General features: G+C 70.3%; 11 protein-coding genes. 2 read left to right on the top strand and 9 right to left on the bottom strand.

Translation table 11 applies throughout. The annotated features are described in order from the left end of the window. The first annotated feature begins 141 nt into the window (after positions 1–141). On the top strand, positions 142–978 hold the full coding sequence (locus tag Pmi06nite_RS35575) for an SH3 domain-containing protein (protein WP_203957596.1): 837 nt from the start codon (positions 142–144) through the stop codon (positions 976–978). Between the two features lie 281 nt (positions 979–1,259). On the opposite strand, the gene Pmi06nite_RS35570 is transcribed toward Pmi06nite_RS35575, so the two are convergent. From Pmi06nite_RS35570 to Pmi06nite_RS35560, 3 genes are read right to left on the bottom strand one after another with little or no spacing between them, the layout of a single operon-like run. Next, positions 1,260–1,988: an HAD family hydrolase gene (locus Pmi06nite_RS35570; RefSeq protein ID WP_203957595.1), complete on the bottom strand. Its 729-nt coding sequence runs from the start codon at positions 1,986–1,988 to the stop codon at positions 1,260–1,262. 54 nt (positions 1,989–2,042) lie between these two features. Continuing rightward, positions 2,043–2,633: a carboxymuconolactone decarboxylase family protein gene (locus Pmi06nite_RS35565; protein ID WP_203957594.1), complete on the bottom strand. Its 591-nt coding sequence runs from the start codon at positions 2,631–2,633 to the stop codon at positions 2,043–2,045. A gap of 40 nt (positions 2,634–2,673) precedes the next feature. Then, positions 2,674–3,483 (bottom strand): class I SAM-dependent methyltransferase, encoded by an 810-nt coding sequence (locus Pmi06nite_RS35560; RefSeq protein WP_239114428.1) that lies wholly within the window; start codon positions 3,481–3,483, stop codon positions 2,674–2,676. A gap of 144 nt (positions 3,484–3,627) precedes the next feature. Here Pmi06nite_RS35560 and Pmi06nite_RS35555 point away from each other — a divergent pair, with 144 nt between their 5' ends. After that, entirely contained in the window at positions 3,628–6,096 is a 2,469-nt protein-coding gene (locus Pmi06nite_RS35555; protein WP_203957592.1) for an ATP-binding protein, read from the top strand. Between the two features lie 13 nt (positions 6,097–6,109). Here Pmi06nite_RS35555 and Pmi06nite_RS35550 read toward each other — a convergent pair whose 3' ends face one another. The 6 genes from Pmi06nite_RS35550 to Pmi06nite_RS35525 form a co-directional block, all read right to left on the bottom strand. Then, on the bottom strand, positions 6,110–6,631 hold the full coding sequence (locus tag Pmi06nite_RS35550; protein WP_239114427.1) for a GNAT family N-acetyltransferase: 522 nt from the start codon (positions 6,629–6,631) through the stop codon (positions 6,110–6,112). Positions 6,632–6,643: 12 nt separating this feature from the next. Further along, entirely contained in the window at positions 6,644–7,234 is a 591-nt protein-coding gene (locus tag Pmi06nite_RS35545; protein ID WP_203957591.1) for a helix-turn-helix domain-containing protein, read from the bottom strand. Positions 7,235–7,676: 442 nt separating this feature from the next. Then, positions 7,677–8,408 (bottom strand): DUF7873 family protein, encoded by a 732-nt coding sequence (locus tag Pmi06nite_RS35540; RefSeq protein ID WP_203957590.1) that lies wholly within the window; start codon positions 8,406–8,408, stop codon positions 7,677–7,679. Positions 8,409–8,600: 192 nt separating this feature from the next. Then, positions 8,601–9,128: a hypothetical protein gene (locus Pmi06nite_RS35535; protein WP_203957589.1), complete on the bottom strand. Its 528-nt coding sequence runs from the start codon at positions 9,126–9,128 to the stop codon at positions 8,601–8,603. Between the two features lie 319 nt (positions 9,129–9,447). Beyond that, positions 9,448–12,462, bottom strand: coding sequence for an AfsR/SARP family transcriptional regulator (locus Pmi06nite_RS35530; RefSeq protein WP_203957588.1), 3,015 nt, complete (start codon positions 12,460–12,462; stop codon positions 9,448–9,450). Between the two features lie 219 nt (positions 12,463–12,681). Continuing rightward, a complete protein-coding gene (locus Pmi06nite_RS35525) occupies positions 12,682–14,109 on the bottom strand; it encodes a serine/threonine-protein kinase (protein ID WP_203957587.1) in 1,428 nt (475 codons plus the stop codon). Positions 14,110–14,129: the final 20 nt, after the last annotated feature.

Raw genomic sequence — 14,129 nt, 5'->3', positions numbered from 1 at the left:
ATGATCGATCATCCAGTCACGGGTGTAAACGCTAAGTAAACAGAGCACTACTTAGAGTGAGCATCGCGGATCGGGTCCTCCTGACCCTGACCATCACACTGACCACCCCGGCCAGGGCGATGCGAACGAAGGGAGACATTCGTGAAAGTCGCCAAGAGGGTCGTCCCCGTACTGACCATCTGCGCCACCGCAGGCTGGCTTGCGGTCACCGCCCCTCCGGCCCACGCGACCACCACCCCGGCCGGCGCATCCGCCCCCCAGACCGGTGCCTGCACCTACCAGGTCACGAACCTGCGCGCCGGGGGCTACCTCAACGTCCGGACCGCGCCCGCTTCCAACTCACGGACGGTCGGCACACTGAAACGGACCGACGGGAGCTTCACCGGAAGCTGCACGTCCACCCGCGGCTGGTTCACCGTCACGTCCTCCAACGGCCGATCCGGCTGGGCCTCCGGCCACTACCTGCGCAGGAGCGGCGCGGTGCATCGGGCCGCCGTTCCCAAGCTTCCGGCCATGGCCTGCACCTACCAGGTCGCCAACGTCCGGCGGTCCAGCTATCTGAACGTGCGCACCGCCCCCGGCGTCGGTGCCCGACGGGTCGGCACGCTGAGGGCATCCGACGGACGGTTCGCGGGAGGGTGCACCTCCAGCCGGGGCTGGATCGCCGTCACGTCCTCCAACGGCCGATCCGGCTGGGCCGCCGCGCACTACCTGCGTAAGACGACCAGGACTCCCCTTGCCGCCTCCGCGTCCCGTCCCTGGGGATGCACCTACCAACTGACCCATGTCCAGCCGAACGGCGTCGTCACCGTCTACAACGGTCGCGGCAACACCTACCAGCCGGTCGGCACGCTGAGGCTGGCCGACGGACGGTTCGGCGGCGGCTGCACCGCCACCCAGGGCTGGGTTCCCGTCACGTCCTCCAACGGCCGGCCCGGCTGGGTCTCCGACTACTACCTCCAGCGGGTGACCAGCTAGCACGGACCGCGAACGACGCCCGCACCAGAGATGGAGGCCTCCATGGAGGCGGAAACACCCAGGCAGCACGCGCACGCGTCATGCGAGGACTCGCCGTGCACCGGACCCGCTCCGGCGGACGCCCACGCCGATCACGGGCATGAACACCACGAGGATCACCACGATGGGCACGACGCCTGCCACCCGGCCTCAGGCACCGGCTGATCGGCACCCGCCTGCCATGCGGGATGCGGCCTGCTTCCGAACTCGCCGGCGCTCGGAAGCAGGCCCACCACGGGTCTTCACGGCAGCTCCGGCCCGATCAGGGCGGGCACGAGCTCGTCCAGGGATCGGATCACGGTGATCCCGTCCAGAGGGGTGATTCCCGTGGCCGCCCTGTCGAGCCAGTACGAACGCAGCCCGGCCTCGAGCGCGCCGACCGCGTCGATGTCGTATTTGTCGCCGACGTACGCCACCTGATCCGCCGGCAGGCCGAGGGTCGCGCATCCCGCCAGGAAGATGCCGGCGTCCGGCTTGGGGGCACCGTGCTCGACGGCGCAGACGATCGCTTCGCCGAAATGGTCGAGCAGGCCGATCGCGCGGAGTTTGCCCTGCTGGTACGCGAGGGAGGAGTTCGACACGACCCCGAGCCGGAACCTGGGCGCGAGTCTCCTGAGCACGGGATCGGCGTCGGGGAAAGCCTCCCACACGGCGTTGCGCAGTTCCCTGTACCGCCCGAACCAGAGGTCGGCCTCCTCGTCGGAGAGGCCGCCGACCGGGAGGCGCCCCAGGTGCGACAGGAACCGCCTGGTCCGCGTGAGTTGCTGCCCGGCGAAGGTCAGCTCACCGGTGAGATACCGCGTGTACTCCTCCTCCATGATCTCTCGCCAGACGGTCACGGCGTCGGCGGGCGACGGGAAGAGCCCCAGCAACCCCTCAGCCGTCAGGTGTCCCAGCAGACCTGCCTGCTCCGACGACGTGTAGTCGAAGAGCGTGTCGTCGACATCGAACAAAACCCCGCGGATCGTCACTCACCCACCATGCCATCAGCATGCCGACCGGCTCCAATCCCGGCCGGCCCGCGGTCAGCCGGAGATGGGGCGGCCGAAGGTGACGGCGCCGAGGACGGCCGGCGGCGCGGTGGCGCCCAACTCCGCGTCGGGACGGGCGCCGAGCGCGTCGTTCACGGTCGAGAACGCGATGCGCAGCGCGACGAACACCGTGATCGCGAAGATCATCGCGTCGTCGAAACCGGCGTCGCGCAACTCCTGGACGTCCGCCTCGCCGGTGTGGTTCGGGTCGCGGGCCACCTTCCGTGCCCACCCGGCCAGCGCCCGCTCGGCGGCGGTCAGCCCGTCGTCATTCCCCTGGAGCACCCCGGCGGCCGCCTCCTCTCCGGCCGCGTCGGCCAGTCTGACGCCGTATGCCAGCGAGCAGTACGAGTCGCCGAACGCCGACGCGCAGGCGGCGACGAGGACGGCCCGCTGGCGCGGGGTGAGACCGTGGCCCGCGAGGGACCTCCGCATCAGGTCGAACAGCCCGTCGGCCGTGGCAGGCTGGTGGGCCCATAGCCGGGTGAGGTTCATCACGTAGCCGAGATCCGCGACGTCCTCGTCGTAGAGGCGCCGAGTGTCGGCGGTGGGATCCGGAGGCCGGAGAAAGCCGCTTCTGTCCATGGCCGTACGTTCCCCCGGGAGTGAGGCCCGCGCAACCAGGTCAGGCTCGCCGGACACCGACCGCTTCCAGGTACTCGGCCTGCGCGACGACCGTGCCGTCGTCGGCCCGGTTGTACTCCCGGGCCACCTCGGCGAGGTCTTCGGAGAAACGGTCCAGGTCCTGGCCCGGCAGGGTGCCGGCCAACCTGGTGATGGGTCCGTAGTACCGGCGGAACCACTCGGAGTAGTGCTCGGGCGAGTGGTACCGGAATGCGTACTCCCGTGTGGTGAGGCCGGTCCACTCCACCCGGTCCCCGAAGAGTTCGGCCAGGTGCTCAGGGGAGCCCCACAACGTCGCCGGTCGCACTCCGGCCGGCGGCGGCGCCCATCCGCCCACCGTCCTGAACAGCCGGCCGATCATGCCGCTCGGCGTCCAGCTGGCCAGCGCGATCTTCCCTCCCCCGGCCGTCACGCGGACCAGCTCGTCGGCGGCCTTCTGATGGTCGGGCGCGAACATGACCCCCACCGTGCTGAGCACCAGGTCGAAGGACTCGTCGGGGAATGGCAGCTGTTCGGCGTCGCCTTCGGCGAACGTCACCGTGAGGTGCTCGACCGCCGCCCGTTCCCTGCCCTGGGCCAGGAGGTTGGCGGCGTAGTCGACGCCCGTGGCCTCGGCGAACCTGCGGGCCGCCGCGATCGCCGCGTTGCCCTGGCCGCAGGCCACATCCAGCACCCGCTGTCCGGCGCGTACGTCGGCCGCCTCCACCAGTTGTTCGGCGATGATCTGAAGGGTGTTGCCGACGCGCGGATAGTCACCCGTCTCCCAGCCCGCCCGTTGTGTCTTCTTGATCGACTCGAAGTCGACGTCCATGCGTTCCTCCTCGGGCGGCGCCATCGGTGGCGGCGCTCTCTCCGTATTCGATCCCGAGGCCGCGTCCGGCACATCCGTGCTCAGTACGGAAGTCAGGTCCGTGGAATTCGGGAGGACTCGTCCGTACGGAGTGATACTCACTCCATGGGGCCAGATGTCTTGCCGGACCCGCTGCGCGCGGCCGGAGTGACGCCACGGGAGCTCGAGGTCTTCTGGCTCGTGGGGGACCGCCTGCACAACCGGGAGATCGCCGACAGTCTGCGGGTGTCGGAGCGGACCGTGGAGAGCCACGTGTCGTCCCTGCTGCGCAAGCTCGGCGGCGCCGACCGCCGGGCCCTGGTCGACGCGGCGGCCCGGCTTCAGACGCGGCGGAATCCCGGCGACGTGCTGCCGAGACCCCTGTCGTCCTTCGTCGGCCGGATCCAGGAGACCGAGGACCTGTTCCGGCTCGTCGGCGACCACCGACTGCTGACGTTGACCGGTCCCGCGGGAGCAGGCAAGACGCGACTGGCACTGCACGTGGCCCACTCGCTGACCACGCTGCCGCCCGCGATCCTGGTCGATCTGGCAGCCGTGGCGCCCGGTGACCCCGTGGAACGAGCCTTCGCGGACGCCCTCCAGGTCTCCGGCGACGAACGCCGGCTTCACGTCCTGCTGCGCGAGACGCTCTCCGGGCAGCGGCGCTGGCTGGTCGTGGACAACTGCGAGCACGTGGCCGCCAACGCGGCGTCATTGCTCGCCGATCTGCTGGCCACCACCGAACTCCGGGTGCTGGCGACCAGCCACGGGCCCCTGGGCATAGCCGGGGAGGTCGTGTACGAGACCCCGCCCCTTCCGCTTCCCGAGGAGTCGGACGATCCGTCGGCCGTGCTGGGCGCGGCCTCCGTGCGGCTGTTCGCCGATCGCGCGGCCGCGGTCTCCCTCGGCTTCCGGGTCACCCCGGGGAACGCCCGGCACGTCGCGATGATCTGCCGTCGGCTGGACGGCCTTCCACTGGCCATCGAACTCGCCGCCGCCCGGATCCGCTTCTTCTCGCCGGTCGAACTGCTGGCGCGCCTGCACGACCGGTTCGCGCTCCTGACCGATGGCGCCCAGGGCGCTCCGAGCAGGCATCGCACGCTGGAGGAGGCCCTGCGGTGGAGCTACGAACTCCTCGGCGACGACGAACGGCTGTTGTTCGAGCGCTGTTCGGTGTTCCCCGGCGAGTTCGACTACGACACCGCCGTGGAGATCCTCGCCTATCCCCCGTTGGACTCCTCTGACCTCGTACGGCTCTTCCCGCGCCTCCTGGATCGTTCCCTCATCTCCCGCCGCCGCGGGGACCAGATCACCGAATACCGCCTGCTCGACAGCGTCCGCCAGTTCGCACACCGTCAACTGGTGGCACACGGCGCCGCCGACACGGCACACGAGCGGCATGCCCGCCACCATCTCGACCACGGAGTGGCCGTGCTGGCCGATCTGCGCGGGCGGGACCAGGCCGCCGCGTTGCGCTGGTTCGACCGGCACTGGGCGGATGTGCGTACCGGGATGAGGTGGGCCCTCGAACAGGGGGACACCACAGCGGCGTGGAGGTTCCTCGCGGGCATCGGCACGGGATGGGAGATCCTGGGCGCGCGCGGCGAGTTGTTCGACTGGCTCGAAAGGCTGCTCGAGCATCCCCTGCCGCCGGACGGCCTGGGCATCCGGGCCGCGGTCACCTGCTCCATCCTGCTGGCCTATCAGGACACGGGCCGGGCACGGGAGTTCGCCGACCACGCGTGCGAACAGGCCGAGCACGGCACCGAGCGGGATCAGGCCCTCGCCCTGCTCGCGCTCGGCTGGGCGATGGTGCACGGCGCCCCCCGCTCGGCCGCGCTTGAACCCTTGGAACAGTCGACCTCACGTTTCGAGCGACTGGGCGACGGATGGCATCGCGCCCTGGCGATGTCCTGCCTGGGGCTGGCCACTCCGGACATCACCACCGGCCTGGAACGGATGTCGGAGGCGGCCGCCCTGTTCGGGCGACTCCACGACGGCGTCAAACGCGCCAACTGCCTCAACCAGATGGCCATCCGCGCGATCGAAAACGGAACCCGTCTCGACGACGCGGCGGCCTGGCTGACCGAGGCGCGGCAATTGGCCCGGTTGAGCGGAAACGACCACGAACGACTCCACGCCGAGGTCTTCCAGGCCACTCTCGAGCAGCACCGGGGGGACCATGCGACCGCGCGGTACCGGTTCGACGGCCTCGTCTCCGAGTTCCGTCGCATCGGCGACCGCCGCTGCACGGCCCGGTGCCTTCTCGGCCTCGGTCGCGCCGCGGCGTACGACGGGGACCACGAGCGGGCCCGGCGCCATCTCGCGGACGGTGTCGAGATCGCCGTCGGCCTCGGCGACCACCGCGCCACCGTGACCGGCCTGCGTCTGCTCTCCGGCGCCGAACACGCGATCGGCGACTCCAGACGCGCCGCCGTCCTGCTCGGCGCCGTCGAACGCCTCGATCCCGGCCACCGGGATGAGCGCGTGACCATCCTGCGGACGGCCCTGCGCGAGGAGCTCGGTTCCGCCGATTTGGCCTCGGCCCTCGAGTCGGGACACCGGACGCCGCTCACCACCCTGCTTCTCCGCTGACCGCGTCGGCCACTCAGGTGAGCAACTGCTTGTAGAAGAAGCTGCAGTCTTCGAGGACGCCGCCCGGGCTGGTCGCGTAGTCGGGGACGACGCCGAACCGCGTCCAGCCGGCGGAGTGGTAGAGGTGGTCCGCGGGGCTGCCGGTCACGGTGTCTAAGAGCAGGAGGGTCGCTCCCGCCTGGGAGGCGGCCTGTTCGGCGGTGGCGAGGAGCTCTCGGGCGAGTCCCCGGCCGCGCGCCTCGCGGTGGACCATGAGCTTGACGATCTCGGCGCGGTGCCGGCCGTTCGGCTTGGGTTCCAGGGCGAGGCTGATGGTCCCGGCGACGCCGTCGGGACCGTGGGCGGCCCAGACGATGAGGCTGCCCTCGGACACGGCGGGCCGCCGCGTCCGCCACCAGGCCGCCGCCGCGTCCTGGTCGAACGGGAGGATGAAGCCGAGGGAGGCTCCCCCGGCGACGACGTCCATGAGGAGGTCGGCCAGGCTCTTCACACTGCGGTCGAAGTCATCGGCGGACAACCGGGTGATGGTGTGCAACGGGGATTCCTTTCACGGCAGGACGATCATCAGGGCGTAGCGGACCGGATCAGGGCCGGGACAGCGGAACCGCGACCGGTCCCACAGCCGGAACCGCAGGCAGTCCCCCGCGCGGATCTCGTGCACACCGCCGCCCGCGGTGACCTCCAGCACGCCCTCCAGCACCCAGATGTGCTGCTCAAGACCCGGCACGGGCGGGACCTCGTACGAGATGTCAGCGCCCGGTCGCAGAAGTCCCTCGACCAGCTCACCGCGTAGTCCGGGGTGCGGCGGGGAGACCGACCGCCGGGTGAAACCCGAGTTCTCATCCCGCCACACCATCTGCTGACCGGCACGCACCAGTTGCGGCGGCTCCTCCTCGACCTCGGCCAGCAGTTGCGACATCGTCCGTCCGTAGGCCGCGCACAACCTGTTCAGCAGGGCCGCGGTCGGGCTGATCTCCGTGCGCTCCAGCCGCGACAACGTCGAACGGCTCACGCCCGTCCGCTGTGCCAGCTCGTCCAGGGACCAGCCGCGCTCCTCACGCAACCGTGCGAGCCGACCGGCCAGGCGGGCCTCCACCTGGTCGTCGCCGGCGCTTCGCGGTGCGACTTCATCTCTCACATTAGAGACGATATCCCATATCTGAGACACGGCTCAGCTGGAGGCACCCCGCGGAAAAGGAGCGACCCCCGGGAACCTGTCCATGTCCCGGGGGTCTGTCGATGCCGCCACATCACGGTGCCGGCGGCGTTTAAGAGAGTGGATCAGTCCTCACGATGTGCGCTCTGCCATTGAGCTACCGCGGCATGCTTGGAGCCGCGCGCCGGACTCGAACCGGCATCTCAACAATCACAGTCCACTCCCGGTCGATCCGGCACTCGACGGCGATGCTGAATCTGGAGCGAGAGTCTGAGTTTGACCGGCTGCCTCTGCCAATTGGGCTACCCGGGCCCGCGTGCCCGGGGGAGGAATCGAACCTCCGCTGAAACCGTCGTTCAGGCTGAGCTTCATCTTCAGTTTGCGCTCCTTGCGCACCCATCCACGCAGGATGGGGGTCTGTGGGCTACCCCAGCAGGTAACCGAACACGGCGTCACCGATCCGGCGGTCGACGACCTCCGTCCCGTTGGCCTCCTCACGGGCGTACTTCACCGCGTCCTGGAGCTTCTGCACCCTGCCCAGAAGCTCGTTGACACGCCGCTGCGGCAACGCACCGGAGAAGGTGACCTTGGTCCAGTAACCGACGACGACGTCCTCGTTGTAGACCTGCACCTGGGCCGGGTGCTTGTCGGTCGCCTCGGCGAGCACGTGGTTGCGCGGAACCTTCTTCGTCCGCGTCGTCTTCACCGGCTCCGTGCGCCAGGTGTCGGTGTTCTCATCGAGCGTCCACGTCTCGGACGGGTCCAGTGTGGGCAGCTTGCTGATGAACGTGTGCAGGTCGACCAGCTGCTTCTCCAGGAACAACAGGTAGGTGACCGGGACATCGTCCAGGAGGGTCTCACCGTCCACCGTGACGCTGGCCCTGGCCGAGCAGTTCGTCCAGTCCTTCGTCGCCGTCACGTCGAACAACCGCGTCAGCGCGACCCCAACGTCTTTCAGGACGTTGCCACCCTGTACCTGCACCCTGGTCGACTCGGGCGGAAGCTGCTCGCCCTCGTCGTCGATCGGCTGATACGACCGCGAGATGCCCGACAGAAGGGGACTCTTCTGGATGGTGTGGTAGGCGTCGGTCACCTTGCGCTGAGCGTCGGCCTTGACGCCCTTCTCCACGGCGAGGATCTGGTTGAGCTTGGTCACGGGGGTTTCCCTTCCGTCGAGACACGGCGGGCGACGCCGGCCGACGGATCAGTTGCGGCATTTCGGGCCGCCAGTACAGCCGACCAGCGGATCTTGCGTCAACCCATATACGCCGGGCCGGACTCGAGGCCGAACTCCGAAGCCCGACGCCGGGGCGGAGCTCCCCGCAGCCGCGGGAACCGGCGCGTGGATCTACGCCTCGGCGACCTGATCCCGCGGCGTCAGCGAGGCCAGGCCACGCCACGAGAACGTGAGGCAGCCCGCCAGGAGGCTCACTCCTGACAGGACGCCGCTGACGAAGGGCACCCACGCGACGGCGGATGTCGCCGCCAGCACGAGACCGATGACGCCGAGGAGGGTCAGGACGACACCCGGGACGGCGATGCCCGACTGCTTCCAGACCGGCGCCAGCACGATGAAGTGCACACCCACGACGAAAGCGATCCAGGCGACGTTGGTCTGCTCGGGCCGTCCCCAGGAACGGAGCAGCGCGATGCCCCCGAAGAGCAGGACGGCCTCGGCGACGACGACCAGCCAGTAGCCCCGGCTGAACATGGGCGCCGCCTGCCCGGGAACGGCGATCGGCTCGGCGCGACCGGTCTTCACCCGCCTGACGGCGAGGAACCACATGACGACGACGCCGACGAGGCTGAGGACGGCCAGCCCACGAAGGACGACACCGATCACTGTGTTCAACGGGCTGTTCGCGTTGATGAGCACGAATACAGTCCCAAAGACGGCACCGATCAACATTCCGGTCATACGTGGCATGACGGGAACCTTATCGACGACTTGATCAATAAGAGGAACCCAGGCCTTCACAGGCGGCGTCATCCGCTCCACCGTACGGCCCGGCAGTCGTCGCTCAGCGACCGTAGATCAGGGCCACGCGCCCGTGGATCAAACCAGGCGGGCGTAGATCAGGCCACGCGCCCTCGGGTCAGACCATGCGACCGTGGTCGATGCTCCTCTAACCTCCGCGCTCCAACTTCCAGCGAGATGAGTGCACGAGGCCACCTCAGCAGCAGGCCCGGGCGTCTCACCGCGTGGCGTCGGCGGCACCGACGTTGGCGGAGGTGGAGACCGCGTTGGCGTTGGCGAGCATGGCCAGAGCCCTCGACTCGTACAGCGGCGAGTCCACCGCCCGGAACAGGTCGAGGGCACGGTGCAGATGCAGCACCGCCTGCGGCGTCCCGCCCTTCGCGAGGAAGTGCTCGCCGAACGCGAGCGACACCCGCCCCTCGATCAACCTGTCACCCGCGGACTGGGCCGACCGCAGCGCGCTCTCGAGCGTGGTTCCCGCCTCCTCCAAACGCCCCGTCCGCGTCCACGCGGTCCCGAGACCCCACAGCGCGTACGCCTCACCGATCGAATCACCGATGTCCTGGACCCGGGACAGCGTCTCGGCGAAGGTGTCGGCGGCGACCAACGGCTGGTCGAGTTGGAGGTACACCTCCCCGAGGCGATGCAGGACCTGCGCGTGCACCCGGTTGTTCCGTGTGCGCCCGGCCAGTTCGCGCGCCTCGGCGAGGAGCGTCAGGGCGGCCCCGGCGTCACCGCGCTCCAGGCTGATGTGCGCCAGGCCGTTCAGCAGGTAGGCCACGCCCACGGGGTCGCCGTGGCGGCGGAAGACCCCGACCGCCCTCTCGTAACGGGCCACGGCCGCGTCCAGATCGCCCGTCAGCCTGTCGATGTAAGCGAGGTTCCGGATCGCCCGGGCTTCGAAGTACTCGTCGGCGACGCCGCCGAACAGGTCGGCGGCCGATTCCAACGCCCGGCGGGCCTCGTCGTACCGCTGCTCGCCCATGTGCAGCCCACCGATCGAATAGAGGATCATCCCCAGACCTCGGTCGTCGCCCGCCGCCCGGACGGCCTCGAGGGCGACCTGGTGCGTCTCCCGCCAGTCGTCGAAGTAGGCCCGCGCCTCATACCACGTCGCCGCGGTGTCGGCGAGGTCCCAGCAGGCCGCCGTGAAGCCCTCCCGTGCCGCCTGGCCGATGGCCGCGGCGAGGGTCTGACGCTCCCGTTCGAACCATTCCCACGGCGAGGACACCAGCCGGCCGGTCACGTGGGAGGGCAGGGGCCACCGCGGTGCGTCGCTGCGAACCTGCTCGTAGTCGCCGCCGTACGCGTCGTTACGCGCGTTGTCGGCCAGGAACAGCAGTGCACCCAGAACCCGTTCGAGCGCGACGGCACGGTCGGCGGCGTCCTCCTCGGCCGTGACCCGCTCGCGGGCGAACACCCGGATCAGATCGTGGAGCCGGTAGTGGCCGGGAGCGCCCTGCCCGACCGCGACGGTGTCCACCAGGTGCGCCTCGGCGAGATCGTCGAGCAGATCCTGTCCCGTGGCGTACGGCTGGTCGAGCAGTGCGGCGGCGACCCAGCCGGAGAAATGGGGGAAGTCGAGCAGGGCCAACCGGCGGAAGAGCCGCCGGGCGTCGTCGCCCAAGCCGTCGTACGTCAGCGAGATGCTGGGCCGGATGCCGAGCCCTCCGTGGTCGAGTTCGTCGAGACGACGCGCCTCGTCCTCCAATCGCTCGACCAGCTGGGCCACCTGCCAGTGCGGCCGCGCGCCCAAGCGCGCGCCGGCGATGCGCAGCGCGAGCGGCAGATGACCGCACAGTTCGGCGAGCTCCGCCGCACCGCGCCGCTCCGCCATCATCCGTTCGGCTCCCGCGATTCGGGCCAGCAGTTCGACCGACTGCGCGGAGTCGAGGACGTCGAGCTCGACATGCTCCGCGCCCGCCAGCCCGGCGAAACGGTTGCGGCCGGTGACGAGCACCGCAGCCGGCGGGGCTCCCGGCAGCAGCGGGCGGACCTGGCTCTCGTCGCCCGCGTTGTCGAGCACGACGAGGACCTTGCGATCGGAGAGCAGATCCCGGTACATCTCGGCGCGCGCCTCGAGCCCGTCGGGCACTCCGCTTCCGGGAACGCCCAGGATGCGCAGGAAACGTTCCAGGATCTGCGCGGGATCGGCCCGGGTGCGCGCCTGCCCGTGCAGGTCGGCGAAGAGCTGTCCGTCGGGGAACCGGCCGGCCAGACGGTGCGCGACGTGCACGGCCAGAGCGGTCTTGCCCACGCCGGGTTTGCCGCTCACAACGGTGATCGGTACGGCCGGCCCCTCTCGGCTCTCACCCGTCCGGGAGAACCTCTGCTCCATCGCCTGCACCTGGGCGGCCCGGCCGGTGAAGTCGGCGATGTCCGTGGGCAGCAGCCGTGGTACGGCGACGGAAGGAGGACGGCGGCCCGCCCCGGTGAAGCCGGGCGGCGCCGCCTGGGGGTGCAGCCGGGCGTCGCCGACGAGGATCGCCCGCTCGAGCTGCTGGAGCCACGCGTTGGGCTCGATCCCCAGCTCGTCGACCAGGAGGCGGCGGGCCCGCCGGTAGACCTCCAGCGCCTCGGCCTGACGCCCGGACCGGTAGAGCGCGAGCATCAGCTGCCCGTGGAGCCGCTCGCGCAGCGGATGACGCTCGACGAGCTCGGCCAGCTCGGCGAGCAGATCGTGGTGACGGCCCTGGGCCAGCTCCAGCTCGACGCAGTCCTCGATGACGCTGACGCGCTGCTCGTCCAGCCTGGTCGCGGCCGAGCGCACGACGTCGCCGTCGAGACCGTCGAGAGCCGGCCCGGACCACAACGCCAGCCCCTCCCGGTAGCAACCGGCCGCCTCGTCGTACCGGCGGTCGTCGCGTAACCGGCGACCCCGCGTCACCAGGTTCTCGTAGCGCCGCAGATCGATGTCATCGTCGCCGGCCTCGATCACGTAGCCATGGGAGCGGGTGGCGATCAGGTCGGACAGTCCGTACGCGCCGAGCAGACGGCGCAGGGCGGAGATGCAGATCTGCACCTGGCCGCGGGAGGTGGAGGGCGGGTCGTCGCCGTAGAGGGCGGTCATCAGCCGCTCGACGGAGACCGGCCGACCGGCCTCGATCGCGAGCGTCGCGAGCACGATCCGGCGCCGCCGGCCGCCCAGGTCCACACGTTCGCCGTCGACGCGGACCTCGAACGAGCCCAGAACGCTGAACTCGATCCGAGAGACACGTGATGCGGCACTCATGACATCCAATTCCGGCGACGTGAGTTCAAGCTCCAAACATAGCCCGGCCGGATGCCGGCGTGAACTCGCACGGGATTCCCACTTCCATTCATGAGAATGGCAGGCCGGCCCGCCTAATTTCCCGGCACGTGAATTGCGCATTCCGCGGGACGCGAATTCGCGGCGCCGCGAAACTTCAGCCGTGGAGTTTCCGCAGGCCGATGACGGACTCCAGTGTCGTCACGACCGGCGGGCCGACAGGGCGACCACCGACAGCACCACGAGGACCGCGGCCAGCGCGACCGCCGCGTACCAGCCGTATGAGATGGAGACGTGGAAGCTCGTCCCGAGCGCGCGCAGATCATCGGCCGTCAACATCCCCGCGCTGGGATGCTTGGAGTGCAGGTCGTCCTGGCGGATCCAGAACGCGGCCATCGACGCGGCCGCGACGGCGCCGGGCACGACGGCCCAGGCGGCCGACAGGCGCCGGGTGAGCGCGTCGGTGACGGCGACGGCCATCGCGGTCACGGCCATGACCAGGGTGACGACTCCCCACTGTGTCGCGAGACCGGCGACGTCGGCGTTGTCGACGGGCAGGGTGATCGACCCGAGCAGCTTGCCGACCCTCCCCCAGGGGAGGAACGTCGAGGCGCCCAGGAAGAGGGCCGCGACCGCGACCGCGTACGCCGTCGCCCGGCGGCCGACGCCGGCCTGCTCGCCGCCTGGCGCGGCCGGCCGCGCGACCGGCCTGGTGGGCGGCTCCTCGACCGGCAGGGCGGGCTCGGGTGGAAGCAGCAGCGTGCCCGACGCCGAAGCCCGCACACCCTCGGTGAGCAACGTCTCCGGGGTCGCCGAGGACTGCGCCCCGCCGAGCAGTCGGAGCAGGACCGCCCGTGCGGTGGGGCGCCGGGCGGGGTCCTTGGCCAGGCATTCGGTCACGATGCCGTGCAGCGCTCCCCCGAGCCGGCCGAGGTCGGGCTCGCCGGTCAGGATGCGGTGCATCACCGCGGGGATCGAGTCCTGCCCGAACGGCGTGACGCCGTTGGCGGCGTAGGCGACGGTGCACGCCCAGGCGAAGACGTCGGCGGCCGGGCCGACCTCGGCCCCCTCGATCTGCTCGGGCGCCATGAACGCGGGCGTGCCGACGATCGCACTCGACAACGTGCCGGTCGCGTCCAGGGCGCGGGCGATGCCGAAGTCGATGACGCGTGGCCCGTCGGCGCCCATGATGACGTTGCTGGGCTTGAAGTCGCGGTGCACGATCCCGGCCTCGTGGATGGCGGCGAGCGCGGTCACCGTGGCGATCGCCAGCCTCTCCAGGGCGGGCCCCTGAGGCGCCCGGCCGGCCGCGATCACCTGGGAGAGCGCCGGACCGTCCACGAACTCGCTGACGATGTAGGGCCTGTCGCCTTCCACGTCCGCGTCCAGCACGCGTGCCGTGCAGAACGCCGCGACCTTTCCTGCGTGCGCCAACTCCGCCGCGAACCGTGCGCGCGCCTTGGCGTCCCCGCTGAACCGGGCGTGCAGCAGCTTGACGGCGACAAGCTCGCCGTTCTCCCCCACGCCCCGGTACACCTGGCCCTGGCCGCCCTCGCCGAGCAGACCGGCGATCCGGTACGCACCGACCTGACGGGGATCATCCGTGCGAAGCGGCTGCGACCCTTGCAATTTAATCCTCCACGGGCACG

Origin of the sequence: Planotetraspora mira, from assembly GCF_016863275.1 — a bacterium.
GTDB lineage: Bacteria > Actinomycetota > Actinomycetes > Streptosporangiales > Streptosporangiaceae > Planotetraspora > Planotetraspora mira.
The sequence above is the reverse complement of the archived record's forward strand: the minus strand, read 5'-3'. Positions and strand labels throughout refer to the sequence as shown.

What these genes read in the sequence shown, in the direction of transcription:
- Pmi06nite_RS35565 (WP_203957594.1), bottom strand. Translation starts at nt 2,633, where the DNA reads ATGGACAGAAGCGGCTTTCTCCGGCCTCCGGATCCCACCGCCGACACT.
- Pmi06nite_RS35555 (WP_203957592.1), top strand. Translation starts at nt 3,628, where the DNA reads ATGGGGCCAGATGTCTTGCCGGACCCGCTGCGCGCGGCCGGAGTGACG.
- Pmi06nite_RS35530 (WP_203957588.1), bottom strand. Translation starts at nt 12,462, where the DNA reads ATGAGTGCCGCATCACGTGTCTCTCGGATCGAGTTCAGCGTTCTGGGC.
- Pmi06nite_RS35560 (WP_239114428.1), bottom strand. Translation starts at nt 3,483, where the DNA reads ATGGACGTCGACTTCGAGTCGATCAAGAAGACACAACGGGCGGGCTGG.